This is a genomic window from Microcoleus sp. M2_D5, assembly GCF_036701935.1.
Taxonomy (GTDB): Bacteria; Cyanobacteriota; Cyanobacteriia; order Cyanobacteriales; family Microcoleaceae; genus Microcoleus.
In genome coordinates, this window is sequence record NZ_JAUBRP010000093.1 from 1 (window position 1) to 21,745 (window position 21,745).

Consider the following 21,745-nt stretch of genomic DNA (forward strand, 5'->3'; position numbering starts at 1 on the left):
CCTTGCATCCTCAAGCCCCCGGATTTATCCGTGGTGTCAATCTAAAATCTAAAATCTAAAATCTAAAATCGAATGACGGTTGGCTCTTCGCGCTGAAATGATTCGGATTACATTGTTTTGACGTTCTGTCCAGACTACTACCGCTATTCCAGAACCGAGAAAACCGATTCCAAACCAGCGATCTTAGGTTAACGTGCATAAGGCTGTGCTGTCAAAAGGTTTGGGACAACTCGATAATGTTTAACGTTAAATGTGCAAAGCGTTAAACCTCGTCCCACAGCACAGGCGGCAATCAAAGCATCAAGCAATCCCAGACTGTTTGACAAATGGTAAGTTGTGAAATTTGACAGCGCACAAGCACAATCAGCTTCAGTGGCCCAAATTATGGGTAATGGTGCAACCAATTGAAGTGCTTTGCGAACTTGCTGCATATTCTGAGAGTCTTGGATTAGCTCCATGACTACAAAACCGGGAACACTAGGTACATTTGAAAGACTGCAAAACCAAGCAATTGCAGGTGCATGACCCCGTTGAATATCAATTAAAACATCAGTGTCTAAAAGATACATTAGCGTTTCTTATGTCCGTGTCCGTGTTTGGGCCTGATGGCGCAGGTTTCGAGCATATACTTGACTATCGGTGATATCAGGTCGTGAATTGATGACTCCTTCGCTTTGCCAGTAAGCAACAAGTTCTGCTCCAGTTTTAGGTGGGTTGCTCAGAACTTGTCTGAGCGATAAAACACGTAGGATGTACTCAGATAAAGGCAGGTTTAGCCGCAAAGCTTCAGTAGACAGTTGACTTTCTAACTCCGGCGGCAACTCTAATTGAATGCTCATGTCTGCGTTCCTCATCGATCGAGATTCTAAATTAATCGTAGCTGATGTCCTGATTATCCAAAATTATCCGAAGATACCTGCGCTACAACCGAAAAAACCTAGTGAGACTTCAATTGAACCTTTTCGGTTCCCGATCGGTCTAAATTCAAGACAGACCCATCAGGTCTAATTTATATGTACTTAGTAAAGCACTTTCAGATTAAAAAAGAGCTGACTCCCTGGCTTAGCGGACTCCTCGCCGCTTCCCTGCTGGCAGGAGTCGGCTACACAGCTTACAGCCAACTCACAGTCAAATCGAGCCGCGAAACCAGGCGCCAGGAAAAAACCGTTGCTGTCGAAAGGGCGAACCTGCCGATTACAATTTCGGCAAACGGCACAATTGTGCCCGAACGTTCCGTTAACGTCAGCCCCAAAACTTCAGGAATGCTCAAAAGTTTGCTTGTCAAGGAAGGAGATAGGGTTGAACAAGGGCAGATTCTCGCCTACATGGACGACTCCAACCTCCAAGGGCAGCTTACCCAAACTCGCGGGCAACTCGCAGCCGCCGAAGCAAACCTGGAAAAATTGGTCAACGGCACTCGAACTCAGGACATTGCTGTGGCTGAGGCAGTGTTAGCTGAACAACAGGCAAATTTACAAAAATTGCTCAACGGCAATCGAAGCCAGGATATTGCTGTAGCTGAGGCAGCGTTAGCTGAACAACAAGCAAGTCTGGAAAAATTGCTCAAAGGCAATCGAAGCCAGGATATTGCCGTAGCTGAGGCAGCGTTAGCTGAACAACAGGCAAATTTACAAAAATTGCTCCAGGGCAATCGCCCTGAAGACATCGCCCAAGCAGTCGCCCAACTCAGAGATGCCGAATACGCCAAAAACCAAGCAGAGGAAGACTTTCAGAGAAATCAGGAACTCTACAATGCCGGAGCCATTGCTTTGCAAATTGTCAACAACTCCCGCACCGCGCGCGATCGAGCCGGGACGCAAGTCAGGCAAGCCGAACAAGCTGTAGCTTTGCTGCAAGCGGGTGCTCGCCCCGAAGAAATCGCTTCGGCGCGGGCTGCTGTGGAGCAAAAACGGCAAGCTTTGACCCTAGCCCGATCGGGATCGCGCCCCGAAGACATCGCAGCGGGGCGGGCCGCAGTCGAGCAAAAACGGCAAGCTTTGGCCCTGGCGCGATCGGGCGCACGCCCGGAAGACATCGCAGCGGGGCAGGCCGCCCTGCAGCAAAAACAGCAAGCTTTGGCGCTGCTAGAAGCCGGTTCCCGCCCCGAAGACATCGCCCAAGCCCGCGCCCAAGTTCTCGCCGCTAGAGGCAGCCTGCAAAGCGTTCAAGCCCTGATCGACGACACTGTGCTGCGGGCTCCTTTCACCGGCACTGTCACCCGCAAGTACGCCGATCCGGGCGCTTTTGTGACTCCCACGACGGCAGGTAGTGCGGTTTCTTCGGCGACTTCTTCTTCGATTTTGTCCTTAGCTTCCAAAAATCAATTAGTAGCAAACGTAGCAGAAACTAATATTTCTCAGATTCAGATCGGCCTCTCTGCGTCTATTCAAGCCGATGCTTTTGCGGGAAAGACTTTTACAGGTAAAATCACTCAAATTTCGCCTCAGTCGATCGTCCAGCAAAATGTGACAAGTTTTGAGGTAAAAGCGGCAATTATTAATGACGATCGACAAATGCTGCGATCGGGAATGAATGTGAATGTTGAGTTTAAGGCTGGTGAACTCAAAAATGTTTTGGTAGTCCCGACTGCGGCAATTGTCCGCCAACAAAGGGAAACAGGGGTTTATGTTCCGGGTGGAGAAGATGGCAAACCTGTTTTTATGCCGATTAAGACTGGTATGACGGTGGATGACAAGACGGAAGTGCGATCGGGTTTGAAAGGAAATGAAAAAGTGCTGCTTAGTTTACCCCCCGGATTGCGGCCTAGATCCCAAAATCCATCGTCGGGTGGAATTCCTGGTTTGCAACCGGGTGGCGGAAGGCCCTTGCGTTAGTGGGAAGGAAGAAGAAAAGCACTACACGGATTTGGACACGGATACACGGATTAATTATTGAGTGTCAATCATATCAAATATGTTGGTATCAGAATTCTCGATCTCTTTCTGCTCTCCCTCTGTGTTCTCTGCGCTCTCTGCGGTTTAAAAAAATCTTAATCCTCACCACTTAGGCATTACCTATTACCTATTCCCAACTACCTAATGAAATTAAAAACTCGGCCAGCGATCAATAAAATCTCTAACGTTCAAATCGCGTTCATGGCGACAGAGGCGCTGTGGAATAACAAATTGCGTACCAGTTTAACTATGCTGGGCGTAATTATTGGGATATCTTCGGTAATTGCTATTACTTCGGTGGGACAGGGAGTACAAAAATCAACTGAAGAACAGTTAAAGGCTTTGGGTACAAATGTGCTGTTGGTTTTATCCGGCGCTTCGCGATCGGGCGGTGTCAGTCAGGGAAGCGGTTCTGCTACTACCCTGACTTGGGATGACGCTAGGGCGATCGGCAAACAAGCTCCTGCTGTTAAGGCGATTTCGGCTTATTTGCAGCGCCAAGTGCAAGTCGTTTACGGCGGACAAAATTCATTTACTTCGATTTTGGGAACGGATTTAAACTATCCCGATGTGAAGAACATTCAACCCCAAGAAGGACGGTTTTTTAACGAGGATGAATTGAATGCTGCTGAGCCAGTAGTTGTCCTCGGTTCTAAGGTGCGGGACGAACTTTTTGGAGCCGGAGTTAATGCGCTATCCTCTGATATTCGCATTCAGGGAAACCGCTACAAGGTCATTGGAGTTATGGAAAGCAAGGGGTCTGTAGGGGGAACAGATCAGGACGATCGAGTGTATATTCCCCTCAAAAATATGTCTTCGCGGATTGTGGGGAGAAATTCTTTAGCGGGGATTGCAATATCGGGTTTTTGGTTGGAAACTGCCGGCGAATCGGATTTGGCGGATGCTCAATTTCAAGTGGAAAATATCATGCGCTTGCGCCACAATATTTATCCGCCACAACCGGATGATTTTCGAGTTGTAAATCAAGCTGAGATAGTTAATACTTTCAGCAATGTGATAGGTTTATTTACGGTGATGGTGGGGTCGATCGCCGGAATTTCTTTGGTGGTTGGCGGCATCGGTATTGCTAATATTATGTTGGTGTCTGTTGTGGAACGGACTAAGGAAATCGGGATTCGCAAAGCCGTAGGCGCTACTAATGCAGCAATTCTCATTCAATTTATGGCGGAATCTATTTTAGTTTCCACGGTGGGGGGAACGGCGGGTATTGGGTTGGGAGTTGCGATCGCCTTTGGGGCCTCGACAGCATTCAAATTTCCGTTTGTGGTTTCTGTATGGTCGATCGCGGCTGGTTTTGGGCTATCCTTTACTGTAGGCTTATTGGCTGGAGTGTTACCGGCTCGGAATGCGGCTCGCTTAGATCCGATCGCAGCTTTGCGGAATGATTGAACTTAGTGAGGTTCGCTCCAGTGAAATTGAACACTCTTGGACGCACGAGTGCTCTGAAACCGGGTTTGATGGACGATCGGACTTCGTTGTCGGCCACAGATTCGCTAACGAGACTTAGACAAAAGTCACGTCCAAAATGGCTGCAAACAGCGACAGGTAAAGGGTTTGAGGTTGAATTGGGTACAGTCCAGAACTGGCAAGGGTTTGGGATCTGACCAAAAATTTCTTCATGTGGTACCCGCCACGTGATTTATCTCGCGCAAATCAATCCCAAATCGAAAATCGAAAATCACTTATTGCCCCCGCATTTATCTCGCGCAAGTAAATCTAAAATCTAAAATCTAAAATCGATTGACGGAGCCGAAAACTCTTTCCCTTACCTAGAGTGCGTTTCAGCTAGTTTAGGGGATAGAAAATTTCTAAGTCCCATTAGAAATAATATACGCCAATTCAAATATAATAACAAAAACCCCTTATCCAACACGCAATTTCCATGTTAGAAGCATTGGTATTGGCAACAGTATTTTGCGGATTTTTTGGTATCATCTTTAAAAAGAACCTGCTCATGAAAATCGTCTGTATGGATGTCATGAGTACAGGGGTTATCGCCTATTACGTGGTGGTGGCATCGCGAGAAGGCTTGCTGACACCAATTATTTCAAAGGGAAAAAATGTTGTCGCTTACGCCGATCCGGTTCCCCAGGCGGTGATCTTAACGGCGATCGTGATCGGCTTTTCGATTCAGGCTTTAATGCTGGTTAGTGTGATGAAGCTGGCACGAGATAATCCGACATTAGAAAGTAACGAAATCGAGATGAATAATACCCCATGAATACCCTGACGCTAGCCTGGATTGGACTCCCGTTTTTTGTCGGGTTTAGTATTTATTTGATTCCGAAGTTTGACAAGTATCTGGCAATATTCGGAGCGATAGCGTCCGCTGCCTATGCGTTCCAGCTTTTTGCTATGCCGTCAGCGGTGACGCTGGAGTTACTGGATAATTTTAGTGTCACGTTGTTAGTCGATCGCTTGAGCGGCTATTTCATCTTAACCAATGCCTTAGTCACAGCAGCGGTGATTATCTACTGTTGGCCCACAGAGAAGACGGCATTTTTTTATGCACAAATTCTGATGGTACATGGCAGCCTGAATGCGGCCTTTGCCTCTAGTGACTTTATCAGTTTATATGTGGGGTTAGAAGTCAGCGGGATTGCGGCGTTTCTCTTGATTGCCTATCCTCGCACCGATCGATCGATTTGGGTGGCTTTGCGCTATCTATTTATTAGCAACACGGCAATGCTGTTTTATCTAGTCGGTGCCGTGCTGGTTTATAAGGCAAGTAATTCGTTTAGTTTTGCCGGCTTGGGTGCAGCGCCCCCAGAGGCGACAGCTCTGATCTTTATGGCACTCTTGGTTAAGGGAGGTGTGTTTGTATCGGGGTTATGGCTACCGCTAACTCACTCGGAATCAGAAACCCCAGTGTCGGCTTTGCTGTCAGGGATTGTGGTCAAAGCGGGGGTATATCCCCTCGTGCGGTGCGCGCTGATGGTGGAGGAGGTGGCACCCATCGTCCAGATTTTCGGAGTCGGGGCGGCGTTGATGGGCGTGTTCTATGGCATCTTTGAAAAGGATACCAAGCGGATGCTGGCGTTCAGCACGGTTTCGCAGTTAGGTTGGATTCTCGTAGCCCCGGAAGTGGGAGGCTTTTATGCCCTCGCCCACGGCTTGGTCAAATCAGCCCTGTTCCTGATTGCGGGTTCTTTACCCAGCCGCGACTTTAAGGTATTGCGACAAAAGCAGATCAATACTAAGCTCTGGATTGCCTTAGTCGTAGCTAGCCTTTCGATCTCAGGCTTTCCTTTTTTGGTTGGCTTTGGGGCAAAGATGTTGACTTTGAAGAATTTGACACCCGCTTATACGATCGCCATGAATGTGGCAGCAGTAGGAACTGCTATCCTATTTGCTAAATTCATCTTTCTGCCCCGTGGTGGAGAAGCAAAATCAAAACCCGGTTTTTGGCCTGCGGTGTTGCTGTTGCTAGGTGGGCTGATTGCAGCCAATGCTTTTGATGTTCAGGCTTATACCCTGGAAAATATGCTTAAGGCGATCGCCATCATCGGTGTTGGTTGGTTAGCCTATTTTCTAATTTTTCAACGCACGGCAATCAAACTGCCACGTATGCTTGAACAATTCGATCATTTGGTCGGTTTTATGAGCTTGATTTCGCTCCTACTATTCTGGATGGCATTACCACAATGATTGGACAGCTAATATTAAGACTGACGATCTGGTTTCTACTTACTGCCGATTTTAGTTTGGCAAATATTGCGATCGGCATCATCATTGCTTTCCTGTTGCCGCGCAGCTACACACCCCCGGAACCTTTGAGGGAATGGTTGGGGGTGTTTGGTAAAATCTTCATGGCGATTCCGATAGCTTATATAGAAGCTTTTGAACTCATCTTCCGTCCCCACAGACACGAAGATGTGATCATGGAAAAAGTGCCAAACCATCGATCGCCCTTGCTGATATTCCTAGATGTCTTCGTGATCACTTTTACTCCCAAGACGATTGTTGTGAAATATCACGAAGAGGGTTTTTACGAAGTACACCGAGTGCGGCGGACTTCGAGTAATTAGCTGAAGTTTTTTCGGAATTATTTAACCGCAGAGAACTCAGAGAAGGCAGAGAAGGGAGAAATAAATAAGTAGAACGGCGATAAAATAGGTAAGTATGTCCGCAGTTAGTAAAAGTGCTCTATCGCAGGGGTTACGATACTTTACATTTTCTGACATATCCGAGTTTATTTACACGCTCGATATTGGATAATTCTCAAGAATCTGTAGGGGCGGGTTCACCAATAGCTTTAAAGATTGCAGACAGGTTAAATAAACCCGCCCCGACCCGCGAAACAGCCCGTCAAGAACAGGCAGGAACCCTGTTCCACAATGATGGCAGAGGTCTATTAACTTGCACTATTCTCAAGAGTTTCTTGTGGGGTGTAAGGGGTTGGGGACGCGAGCCCGCCCCAATATTAAGTAAGAAAAATCAGGAGTACACACAATTGAACAACTTGAACAACTTGATTCTAATTGCGATGATTTTGGCTCTGCTCATACCCATGTATGAGGTATGGAAAGATCATGATATCTGGCAGACAATGTTGGCGTTTGCCAGTATTTCGACCAAGGCGGCAATCATCGCTCTCGTCATATCCGTCTGGCGCGATGATTGGATGATCGGTGTGGTGGCGGCGATTATCCTCAGTGTGGGTAATGCTGGCTTGATGTTGTTGGCACAAATAATCAAACGTATCAGTGAAGCATGATCGTAATAGATGTATTGAGCTATACCTGCATCGGTATAGGGATTTTTTTCTGGTTTTGGGGTACTTCTTACCTACTTGGGAAGCGATCGGTTTTATATAAACTGCACAGTCTTTCGGTAGCAGATACGCTGGGTTCGATCGCGATAGTCGTCGGATTGCTGCTGCAAATACCCAGTAAATGGCCCCTGCTGATTCTGGCGATCGTTTGCTTAGCAACCTGGAACACAATGCTGGGATATGTGTTGGCCTATTGTTCCAAAACAGGGACTAACTATGAACGATAATAGCTACATTTATGTCCTCGTCGCTCTGCTACCCTTAGCTGCTGGTATGGTGGTATTTCAGGTCAATCCATACCACGCATTGCTGCTGCGGGGGGTATTGGGAGCGATCGCCGCCTTGGTGTATACAATTCTAGGGGCGGGAGATGTGGGCTTGACCGAAGCCTTGATGGGTACTCTACTCGCGATTACACTTTATGCAGTGACGGTGCGTTCATCCTTCGTGCTGCGTCTGGGTGTAATCGAAGAGGGGACAGAGGGCGAGGCTATACCAAACGACAAAACCGCAGGTGATTTTAAGCAACTGATAGATGACATCCGCACAGTTTTTGAGAAACGCCATATGCGCCTGGAACTCGTTCCCTATGCGAGTGCACAGGCATTGCAGCGGGCGCTGAGGGAAAAAGAAGTTCATGCAGCTTGTGCGCCACAAAGCCAATTGGAACACAGCGGCGAAGCGCAACTTTATAACACCGCAACCAGAGTTCGGCGTGTCTACGACATCATGCAAACCGAACTTTCATCACCGGGGACAACCCTAACCTATGTAAATACACCTGACGCAGAGGACAAGCATTGATGAAGTGGGTTTACTTTTTATCCGGGATAGCGCTGTTTGTCAAAATGCTGCTAATCGCCAATCCCACAATGGAGTTATCGCAGCAAAGTTCGATCGTCGAATTGGTTGTTCAAGATAGTGGAGTATCCAATGCGGTTTCCGGTATCATTTTGCGAAATCGGCTGTACGACACGATCTTTGAAGTCGTAGTATTTACGATCGCCATCTTGGGTGCAAGTTTTATGCTAGCCAATGAACAGCCGTCCTGCGCCATATATCAGTTTACCGATCAACCATCGATTATTTTGGCGCGATTGGGAGCGACGATTGCCGCGTTGGTGGGTATCGAACTAGCAATTCGCGGCCATTTAAGTCCAGGCGGTGGTTTTGCGGCGGGTGTAGCGGGGGGAACTGCGATCGGCTTGGTGGCGATTACCTCATCACCGCAGTGGATGCAAGAAATCTACAAGCGCTGGCACGCCGCGACTTTGGAGAAAGTTTCGGTACTTGTTTTCATTGTATTGTCCGTTATCACTCTGTCAGGATATGAGTTACCGCACGGAGAGTTAGGCACACTTTTCAGCGGTGGCATTCTCCCCTTGCTCAATATCCTGGTTGCAGTCAAAGTCGCATTAGGATCGTGGGCGGTGCTGTTGGTGTTTATTCGCTATCGCGGATTGCTATGACAAATGTTCCGATCTCAAATCCATTGGCATCGAAATTATTCATCTCTCTCAATCTCTGACTCTGTGTCCTCCGTCTTCTCTGCAGTTTAATCATTCAGCAACAACCGTAAACGATATTTTACGTTTATAATGCTTACCCACGAGTAGTCAGAAACCGGGTTTTTTGCGAAATCAAAAACCCGGTTTCTTTGCTTTTGATAAGTAATTCCTGTGTACTCATCTGCGTTTATCTGCGTGCATCAGCGGTTAAAAAATCCCAATCTCCAAGATATCACCTTAGACTAAACCAGCTCCAAAAATCTGATTTGCAGTCAGGTTCAAATCAGGAAAAGTTTGCGACACAATGCGATCGTTCTCTCGAAACTTGAATATTTGATATTCACCATCTACCAAGTTACAGACAGAAATTGTCGGTTGTTTGGGATTGCCAATAAAATTGCGTCCGCCCAACGCAGCATAATCCACAATCCAATATTCAGGGATACCCATCTCCTCATAATCAGCATATTTCAAATAGTAATCATCCCGCCAATTGCTTGACACAACCTCAATTACCAAAGGTATCGATGCACCCAAACTGAGGATAGATTGTTTTTGCCACAAAGTTTCTTGTGCCAAATTTGCGCGATTCAGTACCAACACATCAGGGAAATAACCAGAATCTTTTTCAGGAGGCCTAACTATCGCTTGGTTTGGAATACCATAGGGCCGGCTCAGATTTTTAATTTCAACAGCAATTTCGATTGTCAGAAAGCCTGTAATTTCTGCGTGTTTGCCTGCTGGTTGTACAATCTCAATAATATTTCGATTGTGCAGTTCGTAGCGTACCGCCGAATTTTCAGGCAGCCACTCCACAAATTCCTCGAAGTTTACGAGCTTAGGTAAAGCTTGAGTCATAGGTTTTCAGAATTACCGATAATCTAAATTAGATATCTATTTATCTGCGTTTATCTGCGTGCATCTGCGGTTACAAATTCCAAATCGGCCAGTAGTGCTAGATTCAGACAATTTAAAATGCTGGATTTAATCGGGCGCTTTTCATCCCAAAATACGAGCGCTGAATAAAAGTTAATTGCCACCGGTGAATTCAAAAGCTCAAAAGTTTGACGTGCAACTCTCTCGCTGTCAAAGCTGAGAAAGTAAACAGTATCATCGAAGATTGCAGGTTTATTAGCGATTTCACCGATTAACCTAAAATCCAATTTTTTATAAAGCCCGCAAATCGCAATTTTCCAAGGTTGGAAGCTATAATCGCCTACTCCAAAAATCGAAAATCGAGGGTTATTTTGATAAATTTTGCTTTTTCGATTATCTAGATATTGCCCGCACTTCTCTAGATAACGTCCGGTTTTTGGAGCTATAGTTTTGATATTTTCGGTTGATTCACCGATGAATTTTTGAGTAACTAGGATATATCGATCCGTAGCATCAATGCGATTTTGAGCAACATCAGATCCTTTAAGTAGCGGAAATAGATAAGTTTCCTCAAGTTCGACAGTTGCCCCAAATCCATTGACAAACAAATTATCAATTTTCCGAAACTCCATCACATTCGAGCAGTCATGTTTGACGCCAGATCGCCATTTGGTTCCTGAATTTACAGCATATAAATTACTCAATTTATTGAAAGAATCTATATCCTTAATCAGGATATTTTTTTGATATCCGATTCGGTGGCATTCTGAACTGTGTAAACTGCTAAATACATCGCAGAAGTAGTTTTGTGAACTTAAGTCAAACTTGCAGAATAACAGACAGGCATCAACATTTGCATCAAAATACTTTTTAGCATCTATTTTGTAAGTTGCACAGCTAGCGAGGTTAAGTTTTTTTGAATGAATGTAACTCAATAACTTTCTGGCAACGGAAGTCTTGCAAAGCATTGCCAGAGTGGCCTCACGATTTTGCAACCATTGTATCGCATGGATCAGCATCCATTCTGAGATATCGAAGTTACTTTTACCTGTTAGTGCATCTAAGCCAGTGTGCTTTTGAAAATTACTTTTTTTAGGCAAGTTTTCACTGCCAATAGTTCCTTGTTGTGAGTTTGTTACCCAAGGAAAGTTGCCAAGTACCAGCACCCTATGATTAAATTTGTTGATTAAGGATGTCCAGTCAAACTCAAAAAAATCTCCGTGCTTAACCTGACATCTTTCATCCTGTAACAATTCATGCTTAGCTCTTAATTCTCCTAAATAACTTTGATTGATTTCAACCCCGATAATCTTGCTGGCGGATGGAAACGAATTGGCAGCAGCTTTAATGAAATTACCTATGCCGCAAGTTGGCTCAATGATGACTTTGGGGTTAACATCAAGTTCTATCAATTTCCGACACACCATCTCGGCTAATTCCAGCGGTGTCTGAAAATCCCCATATTCTAGTTTGGTTTTGCGATCGTTGGAACTCATCTGTTAGATTGATAAACTGCGATCGCGCCTTCCTGTTGTCCGAAAAACGACTCTGCTCACCAAGTTACACCAATTCTCCAAATTATTGCAACAATGATGAATGTTTGGTTTGTTTGCGCTCATAGAGTGAGAGTAAGGTGCGTCGCTCGTCAATTGTCGCTCGCCTTTGGGAGTGGCAGGTGGCGACGCACCCTACCGATACTGTTGCATGAGTTTTGAGAATTAGTATTACACCTTTTAATTCAATAGGAAATAGCTGGCGATCGGATAAACGATCTTCGTCAAGAGCATGAATTAGATACTCACCTGTTTCTTGCTGCTCTTCGGCATCTTCTTCATCCATCCAAGACTAAAGCAGATTAACCGATTTTGTCTGCTTTTGTTTTAGCAGAATATATTCTATCAGCAGTTGCCGAGTGTATGCTTCCGTCATAAGCCCTTGCTCTTGAGCTCTTTGTGTTAAGTATTGCTCTATTTCTGGTGTCAGAGTGAGGGTGAGTGTCATAGGTGTTTTTATAGCTATACCCTTATACTTTACCACCTACTAGGCGAGCGCGGGCGATCGATCGAAAAAGCTAAGCTGTAACCATTGCGAGTTTGCGATCGGGTGATGCTGGCTCAAAATACAACACCATGATTTGCTCTGGATGCAGCCCGACAGATTCATACGTGCGTCCGTTGCGATCGCTAAATTTAACTTCAAACGCTGCACCATCAGCCAACAGTTCAACCACAGTCCCTACTTGTCCGCCCCACAGGTTGTATTCAGGAATGTCAACTGTCAAGGCAACGACATCTAGTAATTTAATTGTATTCTTTGTCACTCTTATTACCTCCAGACATTACAGAGGATAGCAGGTTGTTAATCTCGGAATCTCCGAATCATGCTCAATGACTTCAAATCTACATTCAAGCAAACAGCAAGTTTTCTACTAGAGTTTTAGGTGCTGGGAGAGATTTACCATCTACCTGATATTCTTCAACTAAAAGCTCTAATACCTCCACTGCATTCTGCAAAGCTTCTTCGTAGGTATCTCCGTGAGTGTGGAACTGCTGAGATGGAAAATCAGGTAAGTGAACCAGGTAGCAGTTATCTTCATCCGACCATTGAATAACAATTATATAAGGTAATTTCATGATTCAGATTCCTCTTCTTCAATTGCTTTCAATATTCCTATTTTTCGATTAACTTCTCTCTCTAAATACAGTTTCGCATCATCGCCATCATTTCCAGCAATGGTAATTGGTTCATTTGGTAGTAAAGGATGAACCCATCTTGTATGACTGCCTTTTGCCGAACGATAAGTAAACCCAGCTTTTAGCAGCAGGCTTTTGAGTTCTCTAATCTTTTTGGGCATAAGCAGAGATTAAAAATGTGGCAAGGTGACGGACACACTTTCATCATATCCCAAAAAGTTTCGATCGACCTTTCCCAAAAACTGTACCAAAAAAATTGCACCCACTCCTCAAAGAAGTAGGTGCTCGTCAAACAAAAAACCATGCTTTGAGCTAAAAACTCAAAACATTAATAAGCGTCTTGCAGTTCGTAAAAATCAGGGGAAATGTAATCTTTCCGCAGCGGCCAGCCTACCCAATCTTCGTTCATCAAAATCCGTTTCAGATTCGGATGTCCTTCATAGACTATGCCGTACATATCATAGGATTCCCGCTCTTGGAAATCGGCTGCTTTCCAAATCCAGTAGACTGATGGCACTCTGGGATCGTCGCGGGGAATGAATACTTTGACGCGAATTTCTTCGGGCTTGACGGCATTATCTGTCAGCTTAGCCAAGTGGTAAACGCTGACTAAATCTTCTCCCGGCCCTTGGTCGTAGGCGCACTGGCACTGCATATAATTAAACCCGTAGGCATACAGTGCTGTTGACATCGGAATTAAAAAGTCTCGATCGACCTTTAATATCTCCACGCCCAAATTATCGGCCGCTAAAGCTTCGTGTTCAAAGCCATTCTGAGTCAACCACTGGGAAACCTTCCCGGCTTCAACAATTGCAGATTCTTGTTCAGCCACGGTTTACCTCCTGTTTTTGTGCAGTCAGCAAAGCCGGCGGTACTGGCATCCCCATTGCTTCGGTCAATTCTTTCGGCGGCGCCATCCGACCGGGAACTGACAAGTATTTGCCGTCCAAAATGTCGTCTACTACTTTCATTTTGTGGGGTCTGGTGTAGTAGCGGTGGGTTGGCAGCAAATTGGCCCGTTCTTGCATGGAATCGTTGGCGATTTTTTTCCGCAGTTTGATAATTGCGTCAATAATCGCTTCTGGGCGGGGGGGACAGCCTGGTATGTACACGTCTACCGGAATCAGTTTGTCAACGCCGCGGACTGCTGTGGTGGAGTCTACGCTGAACATTCCGCCGGTGATGGTGCAAGCGCCCATCGCGATCACGTATTTGGGTTCGGGCATTTGTTCGTACAGCCGCACCAAGATGGGGGCGTACTTCATGGTAATTGTGCCGGCGGTGATGAGCAAGTCGGCTTGTCGGGGACTCGATCGCGGTACTAAGCCGAATCTGTCGAAGTCGAAGCGCGAACCGATCAAAGCTGCAAATTCGATGAAGCAGCAAGCAGTACCGTAAAGCAGCGGCCACAGGCTCGAAAGTCTCGCCCAATTGTAGAGGTCATCAACCGTAGTTAGGATGACGTTCTCTGATAATTCGGATGTGACTTCAGGGCGAATAGCGGGGTTGACAATTAGAGGTTTTTGTGATTTGTCTGAACTTAAGACCATTCCAAGGCTCCTTTGCGCCATGCATAGACAAGAGCAATAACGAGGATCGTGATAAAAAACAAGGCTTCGATGAAAGCCAACAGTCCTAGCTGGTTGAAAGCAACCGCCCAAGGATAGAGGAAGACGGTCTCTACGTCGAAGATGACGAAGACCAGGGCAAACATATAATATCGGATGTTGAACTGAATCCAGGCTCCGCCGATCGGCTCGACCCCGGATTCGTAGGTAGTGCGTCGGTCGTAGGGACGACTTTTGGGCCGCAGTACCTTAGACGCCGTGAGGGCGAGGATAGGGACTAGGCTGGAAATTAACAGGAAGCCTAAGAAATACTCGTAGCCGCTGAGTGCAAACACGGTGAATAATTACTGCCTAGGTGAAAGGGTTCTGTAACTTGTCTGTTACATTATATAGATTTTGGGTAGCTAAAATTACGAGTTGGTTGAGATCGATCGTCCATCTTCTGCAATAATTTTTAATGTATATTTTAATATTGTAACTGCCTGTGGAAGACGGGCGGCTGCCTGTGGACGCTAAGTAAGACCATCCTCGACTTAAGTGTCGAACACCCAAGTGGTGTCCCTAACGTGGCATCGGCGGTTGAGACGGGAAACCTCGAAGACGAATAAGACCGTCCTCATATGAGTTTTAGTTGGAAGCCCCAACTCGAACGAAGTTTAGTTGAGGTACTTCACGATTAGCTGACCCATAATTTTGGATTTATGAGCGATCGAGCCACTGAGACCAAAACCCTCGATCGGCACGAGTGCCGCGCCTGCGGCTACGTCTATGAGCCGAAAAAGGGAAATCCTAAAATTGACATTGCCCCGGGCACGGCTTTTGAAGATTTGCCCCAAACTTGGGTCTGTCCCGTTTGCGGGGCGCGCAAATCGGTGTTTCAAAATCTCGGTCAGATGGAAGGGGTATCGGGATTTAAGGCAAATCAGCGCTACGGTGTCGGTGTCAACGGCATGACCGAAGGTCAGAAAAGTTTGCTGATTTTTGGCGGCTTGGTCGTTGGTTTCTTGTTGTTACTTAGTATGTATGGTTTGCAGTAAAACGATTGTGAGATTTTGGCAACGAATTGTAATGTTATTGGCCGCTGCGCTCATCTGTACGAGTTGCAGCACCATCGGTTCTGTGAGTTACAACCCCTGGCAAGTGATTTCCTTACCGACGGAAGCTAATTTGCAGGATATTGCTTTTACCGGCAATCCTCAGCACGGCTGGGTTGTGGGTTCTGAGGCGACTCTGCTCGAAACCCTTGACGGCGGTACTAGCTGGAAGCCTATAGCACTGGATATCGACGATCCGAGGTCGCGTTTTGCGTCGGTGAGTTTTTCCGGTTCCGAAGGCTGGATTGTCGGCCAGCCTTCAGTTTTGCTCCACACGAACGATGAGGGCAAGTCTTGGACGCGGATTGCTTTGAGCTCTCAGTTGCCCGGTTCTCCGAGTACGATCGCAGCTTTGGGCCCGAATTCCGCCGAGATGACGACCGATGTCGGGGCGATTTACCGGACTTCGGACGGCGGCAAAAATTGGAAAGCTGTCGTGCAGGATTCTTTTGGGGTAGTTCGCAATATCAACCGTTCTGAAGACGGGCAGTATGTTGCGGTTTCCTCGAAGGGCAATTTCTACTCGGTGTGGAAACCCGGACAAGAAGCTTGGGAACCTCACAACCGCAATAGTTCTCGCCGCCTGCAAAATATGGGCTTTACCAAGGATGGGCGTTTGTGGATGCTCGCCCGCGGCGGTCAAATTCAGTTTAGCGACCCGGAAAGTGCTGAAGGTTGGGGAAAACCGTTTTTTCCCGATCGCAAGGCGAGTTGGGGTTTGCTGGACATGGCTTACCGGACTGATAGTGAAGTTTGGGTAGCCGGCGGCGGCGGCAATTTGCTGTGCAGTTTGGACGGCGGGAAAACTTGGCTAAAAGACCGCGAAGTAGAAGATGTTCCCGCTAATTTTTACAGGATTGTCTTTATGGGCCCCGATCGCGGATTTGTGATCGGCGCGAGCGGTACTCTACTTAAATATCAAGGTTCAGCGCAAGCTGCTTGATAGTAGAATAGTAAGAGAGATTGTCTGTCAATTTGTTGTTGAAAGGAGGATTCTAAATGGCTGGTACAACTGGAGAACGTCCGTTTGGGGACATTATTACAAGTATCCGTTATTGGGTAATTCACAGCATCACCATTCCGGCTTTGTTTATTGCTGGATGGCTGTTTGTGCAAACGGGTTTGGCTTACGATGCTTTCGGAACTCCTCGCCCTAACCAGTATTTCACACCGCAGCGCGAAGAAGTGCCGATTATCTCGGATCGCTTTGAAGCTAAGAAACAAGTAGATCAGTTCATTGCCAAGTAATTTAACAAGGATTTGGAAAAATGACGAGTAGAACCCCCAATAATGAGCCAATTTCGTATCCGATTTTTACGGTGCGCTGGTTGGCAGTTCATACTTTAGGTGTCCCAACAATTTTCTTTTTGGGCGCGATCGCAGCAATGCAATTTATTCAACGATAGGAGTTTACAATGCCTGAGCGCGTTCCTAATCCCAACGAGCAGCCTGTTGAGTTAAACCGGACTTCTTTGTATTTGGGTTTGTTGCTGATTTTTGTTTTGGGTATTTTGTTCTCCAGTTATTTCTTTAATTAACTGGTGTCTGAGTTGGCTTTCGATAGTTCCATCGAATTTGTTGAGCTGTAAATTAGTGAGGTGATGGCTATGTTTAGTGAAAGTGGCAGAATTCCTTTGTGGCTGGTAGCTACTGTTGCAGGCCTCGGTGTTCTCACCATTGTGAGTCTTTTCTTCTACGGTGCTTATGCCGGTTTGGGTTCTTCGATGTAAGTAGAATCAAGCTGATTTTCGGCTGTTAACCCCCCTTGAAAAAGGGGGGTTTTAATTATGCGAAGTTGGTTGCTAAATCAGGGATAAATGTTATCGAAAGTGTTGATTTTTTGGCAAGTTTATGATAATTTAAATTTCTGGTAAGATCGGGATTTTTTGTGGTTGAGTGGAGATTTGCTCAAGGAAATGCTCGCCTTGCGGGTTCACCAATAACCCCAAAATCGATCGCCATTAGCCGACGATCGCGAATTGAGTGCAGGCAGATCGTGAAATTAGCCAAAAGTTGCGAGTAGAATGGTGCAAGAGCCGATCGCTCGATCGTAGTGCACAGCGAAATATGACCCCACCGCCGCCGCCCCGCAAACCTCAAACCGTCTTGGGTGCGATTACCCAAGCAGTCCAGACTATTGCTAAGGTTAATTTTAACCAGCTAGCGCTGAAACCGAACGCCAAAGTACCCGAACTGTGGGTGCAGGATGCGGGTGCAGCTAAAGCTGAGGTTTATCCGCTGTTGGGGGATCGATATCTGTTAGGTCGATCGTCCAAATCTTCAGATATAGTAGTTCGCAATCCCGTTGTCAGTCACGTACACTTATCCCTGTCGCGGGATAGTCGGCGGCGGACTCCTTTTGTCATCAAAGATGAAGACTCCACAAACGGCATTTACAATGGCAAAAGGCGAGTTAAAAGTATGTCCCTGCGTCACGGAGACGTGTTCACTTTAGGGCCGCCGGAACTAGCCGCCGCTGTCAGAATTCAATTCGTATATCCGCCGCCTTGGTATGTGCAACTTGTGCGTTACAGCTTTTATGGCGTCAGCGGAATCACCGCTTTGATTGCCGTGTTGGTAGGCATGGAATCGACCAAGTTTCAAGTGCGGCCTCTGCCGAGAAGTATCAACGGGCCCGTGATTGTTTACGCCCGCGACGGGCAAACTCCGCTGCGTCCTCCTCAGAATAACGCTCACTTAGAATTAAAACAATTGCAGGATTTTTCGCCTTATTTATCCAAGGCGGTACTTGCTTCGGAAGACAGCCGCTACAATTGGCATTTGGGGGTAGATCCGATCGGAGTTTTGCGCGCGCTTTTAACCAATGTTCGCGGGGGAGGAATTCGCGAAGGCGGCAGCACTGTGACGCAGCAGTTAGCGAGGAGTTTGTTTCGAGATTATGTGGGGACTCAAGATTCGGCGGGACGCAAGTTGCGGGAAGCTGTAGTGGCGTTGAAACTGGAGAATTATTACAGCAAAGACGAACTGTTGCTGACTTATTTAAATCGGGTGTTTTTGGGGATCGATCTTTACGGTTTTGAGGATGCGGCTCGGTTTTATTTTGGGAAGTCTGCCAGGGATTTAACTTTGTCAGAGGCGGCGACTTTGGCAGGGATTTTGCCTGCTCCCAACAGTTTTAATCCGATTCAAAATTATCAGTTGGCGGTGCAGTACCGCGATCGAGTGATCGAACGGATGCGGGCCCTGGGGACGATTTCTCAGGAAGAAGCCGATCGCGCGAGGCGATCGCGAATTGAGATCAATCCTAAAGCCCGCCAATATCTGCAAAGTACGATCGCTCCTTATTTCTACAGTTATGTATTTGACGAATTGGAGTTTTTGCTGGGGGAGCAGTTAGCCAGAGAAGGCAATTTTATTGTAGAAACAGGTTTGAATCCCGGCCTGCAAAAGTTGGCGGAAACTTCCCTCAGAAATGCTGTTGAAAATGCGGGAGCCAGTGCTGGTTTTTCTCAAGGAGCCGTGGTTACTCTCAATAGTACAACCGGGGAAGTCTTAGCTTTAGTTGGGGGCGTAGATTACTTGAAAAGTCAGTTTAATCGGGCTACCCAAGCTTTGAGACAGCCCGGTTCTACATTTAAGATTTTCACCTATGCAGCCGCCCTGGAACGGGGAATCTCACCCGATAAAACTTATTCTTGCGCTCCCCTTTCCTGGGGAGGACAAAGTTACAGCGGCTGCGAAAGAACCAGCGGTAATACTGATATGTATCGGGGTTTAGCACAGTCGGAAAATGCAATTGCTTTAAGAATAGCACAACAAGATGTCGGTTTAGAAAATGTAGTGCAAATGGCTAGGCGTTTGGGGATTACTTCGGAACTGCGTTCTAACCCGGGTTTAGTATTAGGTGAAAGTGAAGTTAATGTGTTGCAATTAACGGGTGCTTTCGGGGTTTTAGCCAATAGGGGTTTGGGAAATCGCCCCCACGTAATTAAGCGAATTATTGACAGCAGCGATTGCAAAGATCGAAATGATTTTAACAGTTGCCGGGTGATTTATGAGTATCAAAAAGATGGCGTTGCCAATCGGCAGTTAGTTTCTGAAGCCGTAGCGGATACGATGACTGATATGCTGCAAGGTGTTGTGCGGGGAGGTACGGGTAGCAGTGCTGCTTTGGGGTTGGGAGAAGCTGGAAAAACAGGCACGACTAATGATAATAGAGATTTGTGGTTTGTCGGTTATATTCCGAGTCAGCAACTGGTGACAGGAGTTTGGTTGGGAAATGATGATAATTCTCCGACTGGGGGAGGTAGTGCAAATGCCGCTCAGTTGTGGGGGGAATATATGCGGCAGGTGGCGCGTTGAAGTCATCAGCACAGACGAATCAAAAGTAGTAAGTAAGGTGCCCAGTGGCACCCTACGAGGATTTAGGGGCAATTTCTGCGCTTATTCTACACTCTGAGAAACTGGCCGACAGCCAGACAATATCGAGTGCAAATTGACAACATTTCCGATTACTGCGATCGCAGGTGCTGCAAATCCGATCGCCTCAACTTGCTCTACAATTGTACCCAAAGTCCCGATCAATTCTTCTTGTTCCGGCCGCGTTCCCCAGCGCACTAAGGCTACGGGCGTTTCTGCACTCAATTCGGCTGCTGTTAACTGGCCGATAATGTAAGGCAAATTGTGGATTCCCATGTATACTACAATGGTTTCCGAGCCGCGGGCGATCGCCTGCCAATTTACTTCCGGCCGGTATTTTCCCGCTGATTCGTGGCCGGTGACAAAGGTGACAGACGAACTGTACGATCGGTGTGTTAAAGGAATTCCAGCATAAGCAGGGGCCGCAATCCCAGAAGTTACGCCGGGGACGACTTCTACCGACACTCCAGCTTTTACCAACTCTTCCATTTCTTCGCCGCCGCGGCCGAAGATAAACGGATCGCCGCCTTTGAGACGAACTACGATCGCATTATCTGCAGCTTTTTCTATCATTAGCTGAGTTGTTTCATCTTGCATTAACGAGTGGCGGCCTTTGCGTTTTCCGGCATCAATTCGTTCTGCTTGGGGGTTGATTGCTGCCAAAATTTGAGGGCTGACTAAAGCGTCGTAAATCACCACATCCGCACACTCTAAAAGAGCTTTTCCCTTCAAGGTCATCAAACCCGGATCTCCGGGCCCCGCACCTACTAAATACACTTTTCCTAAAGACATTTTTCTTGCTTCCTTTACCTCTTCTGTGCCTCTGCGGTTCATTTTTGAATTAAATCCCTAATTAAGTCTGCTAATGCTACACTTGGGCCTAGAGGATTTGCGAGATGAAGTTCCGCCGCAGGAAATTGCTGCTTTAGCTGTGCGACATTTTTGGCGATCGCATCTGTAATTCCTCCATTAAATAAGAAGTATGGCACAATCCCTATTTGCTGCTGTCCACCACGAACCAAACTCTCAATTTGCTCTGACAAACTCGGCTTTACCGACCAATAAGCTGTCACCGCACCGAGTTGGCTGGCGATTTCCTCAACTGTCGAGTTACCTCCGGGGCGGCGGCTGCCGTGAGATAATAAAATCCATTTTGGCAATAGCAGATTGGGGAGAAAAGTCACCTCTTCCATCTGACTTTTTACCAATTTTGTTAAGCCTGCTTCCTGGGAACCTAAATGCGGGCGCAATTCAATTTTTAGCTGGTCACCAAAAGTTTTTTGGGCAATTTTCACCTCTGCCGGAATGTCTTCGGCGACGTGAACTCCCGGCAATAAAAATACAGGCAGGATTTGCAATTCTGTCAGTCCCAGCGACAAGGTACGTTGACCAAAACTGCAAATTTGTTCGTGCAGCGGTGCGGGGCCGAGTTCTAAGGTGGCGGTTGCTACTGCTGGGAACGAGTCAGCCAAATTTTGAGAGAGCAGTTGACCTAGGTTTTCCAAAGCTAGTTGGGGTCTGGGGTCGCGGCTGCCGTGAGAAACTAATAAATAGGTCGATCGCAATTTCAATATAGATTTGATGTTAATGTTCGAGCCGAATTTCAAATAATTATAACACCGTTGGGCGCGTGACTTGAAAAATACTCAACGCAAAAGTTCGATATCGTAGGGTGCGTGACTTGAAAAATACTCAACACTCAACCCGAATATTCCGAGTCACGCACCTGTAACAAGTTAACCAAGGTGCGGGGCTTAAAAATTACTTTATACAGGGCTTAAATTTTCCAAGCCCCACACCCTAGGAAAGAAGGTGCGGGGCTTAAAAATTACTTTATACAGGGCTTAAATTTTCTAATAGGAGCGCGAATTAAATAACTTACAATTTTAATTGTTATTGTGGGATGGGCGTCGGGCCCGTCCACTCATGACGGGCCC

The 21,745-nt window shown here is 46.5% G+C and carries 30 protein-coding genes and 1 pseudogene; 16 read left to right on the forward strand and 15 right to left on the reverse strand.

Translation table 11 applies throughout. The annotated features are described in order from the left end of the window. Positions 1–48: 48 nt before the first annotated feature. The 3 genes and pseudogenes from QUA50_RS26110 to QUA50_RS26120 all read right to left on the reverse strand — a co-directional run. Positions 49–171: pseudogene (locus QUA50_RS26110) on the reverse strand (BrnT family toxin); the annotation flags it as partial. A gap of 17 nt (positions 172–188) precedes the next feature. Next, positions 189–569 carry a PIN domain-containing protein gene (locus tag QUA50_RS26115; protein WP_333264904.1) on the reverse strand — a complete coding sequence of 127 codons (381 nt, stop codon included), beginning with the start codon at positions 567–569 and terminating at the stop codon, positions 189–191. 9 nt (positions 570–578) lie between these two features. Beyond that, the gene (locus QUA50_RS26120; RefSeq protein WP_333264905.1) at positions 579–839 is read right to left on the reverse strand and encodes a hypothetical protein; all 261 of its coding nucleotides are present in this window, start codon (positions 837–839) and stop codon (positions 579–581) included. A gap of 174 nt (positions 840–1,013) precedes the next feature. On the opposite strand from QUA50_RS26120, the gene QUA50_RS26125 reads away from it, so the two are divergent. The 9 genes from QUA50_RS26125 (at position 1,014) to QUA50_RS26165 (ending at position 9,158) form a co-directional block, all read left to right on the forward strand. Then, complete coding sequence (locus QUA50_RS26125; RefSeq protein WP_333264906.1) at positions 1,014–2,834, forward strand: efflux RND transporter periplasmic adaptor subunit; 1,821 nt, start codon at positions 1,014–1,016, stop codon at positions 2,832–2,834. Positions 2,835–3,038: 204 nt separating this feature from the next. Next, positions 3,039–4,304 (forward strand): ABC transporter permease, encoded by a 1,266-nt coding sequence (locus tag QUA50_RS26130; protein WP_333264907.1) that lies wholly within the window; start codon positions 3,039–3,041, stop codon positions 4,302–4,304. Positions 4,305–4,797: 493 nt separating this feature from the next. After that, positions 4,798–5,136 (forward strand): NADH-quinone oxidoreductase subunit K, encoded by a 339-nt coding sequence (locus QUA50_RS26135; protein ID WP_333052085.1) that lies wholly within the window; start codon positions 4,798–4,800, stop codon positions 5,134–5,136. Continuing rightward, positions 5,133–6,563 (forward strand): cation:proton antiporter, encoded by a 1,431-nt coding sequence (locus QUA50_RS26140; RefSeq protein WP_333264908.1) that lies wholly within the window; start codon positions 5,133–5,135, stop codon positions 6,561–6,563. Before QUA50_RS26135 ends, QUA50_RS26140 begins: the two co-directional genes overlap by 4 nt. Further along, on the forward strand, positions 6,560–6,943 hold the full coding sequence (locus QUA50_RS26145) for a Na+/H+ antiporter subunit E (protein ID WP_333052092.1): 384 nt from the start codon (positions 6,560–6,562) through the stop codon (positions 6,941–6,943). The genes QUA50_RS26140 and QUA50_RS26145 overlap by 4 nt, the downstream gene beginning before the upstream one ends. A 458-nt stretch (positions 6,944–7,401) precedes the next feature. Beyond that, the gene (locus QUA50_RS26150; RefSeq protein ID WP_333052300.1) at positions 7,402–7,632 is read left to right on the forward strand and encodes a hypothetical protein; all 231 of its coding nucleotides are present in this window, start codon (positions 7,402–7,404) and stop codon (positions 7,630–7,632) included. After that, on the forward strand, positions 7,629–7,916 hold the full coding sequence (locus QUA50_RS26155) for a monovalent cation/H(+) antiporter subunit G (RefSeq protein ID WP_333264909.1): 288 nt from the start codon (positions 7,629–7,631) through the stop codon (positions 7,914–7,916). Before QUA50_RS26150 ends, QUA50_RS26155 begins: the two co-directional genes overlap by 4 nt. Beyond that, positions 7,906–8,493 (forward strand): DUF4040 domain-containing protein, encoded by a 588-nt coding sequence (locus tag QUA50_RS26160; RefSeq protein WP_333052097.1) that lies wholly within the window; start codon positions 7,906–7,908, stop codon positions 8,491–8,493. The genes QUA50_RS26155 and QUA50_RS26160 overlap by 11 nt, the downstream gene beginning before the upstream one ends. Continuing rightward, on the forward strand, positions 8,493–9,158 hold the full coding sequence (locus tag QUA50_RS26165; RefSeq protein WP_333264910.1) for a Na(+)/H(+) antiporter subunit B: 666 nt from the start codon (positions 8,493–8,495) through the stop codon (positions 9,156–9,158). Before QUA50_RS26160 ends, QUA50_RS26165 begins: the two co-directional genes overlap by 1 nt. Before the next feature lie 276 nt (positions 9,159–9,434). Here QUA50_RS26165 and QUA50_RS26170 read toward each other — a convergent pair whose 3' ends face one another. From QUA50_RS26170 to ndhC, 10 genes are all read right to left on the reverse strand, one after another. Further along, on the reverse strand, positions 9,435–10,055 hold the full coding sequence (locus tag QUA50_RS26170) for a Uma2 family endonuclease (RefSeq protein ID WP_333264911.1): 621 nt from the start codon (positions 10,053–10,055) through the stop codon (positions 9,435–9,437). A gap of 50 nt (positions 10,056–10,105) precedes the next feature. Beyond that, complete coding sequence (locus QUA50_RS26175; RefSeq protein WP_333264912.1) at positions 10,106–11,485, reverse strand: class I SAM-dependent methyltransferase; 1,380 nt, start codon at positions 11,483–11,485, stop codon at positions 10,106–10,108. A gap of 166 nt (positions 11,486–11,651) precedes the next feature. Beyond that, entirely contained in the window at positions 11,652–11,912 is a 261-nt protein-coding gene (locus QUA50_RS26180) for a hypothetical protein (RefSeq protein WP_333264913.1), read from the reverse strand. A gap of 6 nt (positions 11,913–11,918) precedes the next feature. Continuing rightward, entirely contained in the window at positions 11,919–12,074 is a 156-nt protein-coding gene (locus tag QUA50_RS26185) for a hypothetical protein (RefSeq protein WP_333264914.1), read from the reverse strand. A 70-nt stretch (positions 12,075–12,144) separates the two neighbouring features. After that, positions 12,145–12,393, reverse strand: a complete 249-nt coding sequence (locus QUA50_RS26190; RefSeq protein ID WP_333264915.1) for a DUF4926 domain-containing protein — start codon at positions 12,391–12,393, stop codon at positions 12,145–12,147. Between the two features lie 85 nt (positions 12,394–12,478). Continuing rightward, positions 12,479–12,706 (reverse strand): type II toxin-antitoxin system HicB family antitoxin, encoded by a 228-nt coding sequence (locus QUA50_RS26195; RefSeq protein WP_333264916.1) that lies wholly within the window; start codon positions 12,704–12,706, stop codon positions 12,479–12,481. Continuing rightward, a complete protein-coding gene (locus QUA50_RS26200) occupies positions 12,703–12,927 on the reverse strand; it encodes a type II toxin-antitoxin system HicA family toxin (RefSeq protein WP_006635497.1) in 225 nt (74 codons plus the stop codon). Before QUA50_RS26200 ends, QUA50_RS26195 begins: the two co-directional genes overlap by 4 nt. A 167-nt stretch (positions 12,928–13,094) precedes the next feature. Next, positions 13,095–13,598 carry an NAD(P)H-quinone oxidoreductase subunit J gene (locus QUA50_RS26205; RefSeq protein ID WP_333264917.1) on the reverse strand — a complete coding sequence of 168 codons (504 nt, stop codon included), beginning with the start codon at positions 13,596–13,598 and terminating at the stop codon, positions 13,095–13,097. Continuing rightward, positions 13,591–14,316: a photosynthetic/respiratory NAD(P)H-quinone oxidoreductase subunit K gene (gene ndhK, locus QUA50_RS26210; RefSeq protein WP_333264918.1), complete on the reverse strand. Its 726-nt coding sequence runs from the start codon at positions 14,314–14,316 to the stop codon at positions 13,591–13,593. Before ndhK ends, QUA50_RS26205 begins: the two co-directional genes overlap by 8 nt. Then, positions 14,307–14,669, reverse strand: coding sequence for a photosynthetic/respiratory NAD(P)H-quinone oxidoreductase subunit C (gene ndhC / locus QUA50_RS26215; protein WP_006635500.1), 363 nt, complete (start codon positions 14,667–14,669; stop codon positions 14,307–14,309). The genes ndhK and ndhC overlap by 10 nt, the downstream gene beginning before the upstream one ends. Before the next feature lie 366 nt (positions 14,670–15,035). On the opposite strand from ndhC, the gene QUA50_RS26220 reads away from it, so the two are divergent. From QUA50_RS26220 to QUA50_RS26250, 7 genes are all read left to right on the forward strand, one after another. Continuing rightward, on the forward strand, positions 15,036–15,371 hold the full coding sequence (locus tag QUA50_RS26220) for a rubredoxin (protein WP_333109400.1): 336 nt from the start codon (positions 15,036–15,038) through the stop codon (positions 15,369–15,371). Further along, complete coding sequence (locus tag QUA50_RS26225) at positions 15,358–16,371, forward strand: photosynthesis system II assembly factor Ycf48 (protein WP_333264919.1); 1,014 nt, start codon at positions 15,358–15,360, stop codon at positions 16,369–16,371. Before QUA50_RS26220 ends, QUA50_RS26225 begins: the two co-directional genes overlap by 14 nt. Positions 16,372–16,427: 56 nt before the next feature. After that, positions 16,428–16,676: a cytochrome b559 subunit alpha gene (gene psbE, locus QUA50_RS26230; RefSeq protein WP_006635503.1), complete on the forward strand. Its 249-nt coding sequence runs from the start codon at positions 16,428–16,430 to the stop codon at positions 16,674–16,676. Positions 16,677–16,696: 20 nt separating this feature from the next. Beyond that, positions 16,697–16,834, forward strand: a complete 138-nt coding sequence (psbF, locus tag QUA50_RS26235) for a cytochrome b559 subunit beta (protein WP_006635504.1) — start codon at positions 16,697–16,699, stop codon at positions 16,832–16,834. Between the two features lie 9 nt (positions 16,835–16,843). After that, positions 16,844–16,966 carry a photosystem II reaction center protein L gene (locus tag QUA50_RS26240; RefSeq protein ID WP_015176850.1) on the forward strand — a complete coding sequence of 41 codons (123 nt, stop codon included), beginning with the start codon at positions 16,844–16,846 and terminating at the stop codon, positions 16,964–16,966. A 69-nt stretch (positions 16,967–17,035) separates the two neighbouring features. Next, positions 17,036–17,158, forward strand: a complete 123-nt coding sequence (locus QUA50_RS26245; protein WP_333109398.1) for a photosystem II reaction center protein J — start codon at positions 17,036–17,038, stop codon at positions 17,156–17,158. Positions 17,159–17,495: 337 nt separating this feature from the next. After that, positions 17,496–19,751 carry a transglycosylase domain-containing protein gene (locus QUA50_RS26250; protein ID WP_333264962.1) on the forward strand — a complete coding sequence of 752 codons (2,256 nt, stop codon included), beginning with the start codon at positions 17,496–17,498 and terminating at the stop codon, positions 19,749–19,751. An 81-nt stretch (positions 19,752–19,832) separates the two neighbouring features. On the opposite strand, the gene cobA is transcribed toward QUA50_RS26250, so the two are convergent. After that, entirely contained in the window at positions 19,833–20,642 is an 810-nt protein-coding gene (gene cobA / locus QUA50_RS26255; RefSeq protein WP_333264920.1) for a uroporphyrinogen-III C-methyltransferase, read from the reverse strand. After that, the gene (locus QUA50_RS26260; RefSeq protein WP_333264921.1) at positions 20,639–21,373 is read right to left on the reverse strand and encodes a sirohydrochlorin chelatase; all 735 of its coding nucleotides are present in this window, start codon (positions 21,371–21,373) and stop codon (positions 20,639–20,641) included. The genes cobA and QUA50_RS26260 overlap by 4 nt, the downstream gene beginning before the upstream one ends. Between the last annotated feature and the right edge of the window lie 372 nt (positions 21,374–21,745).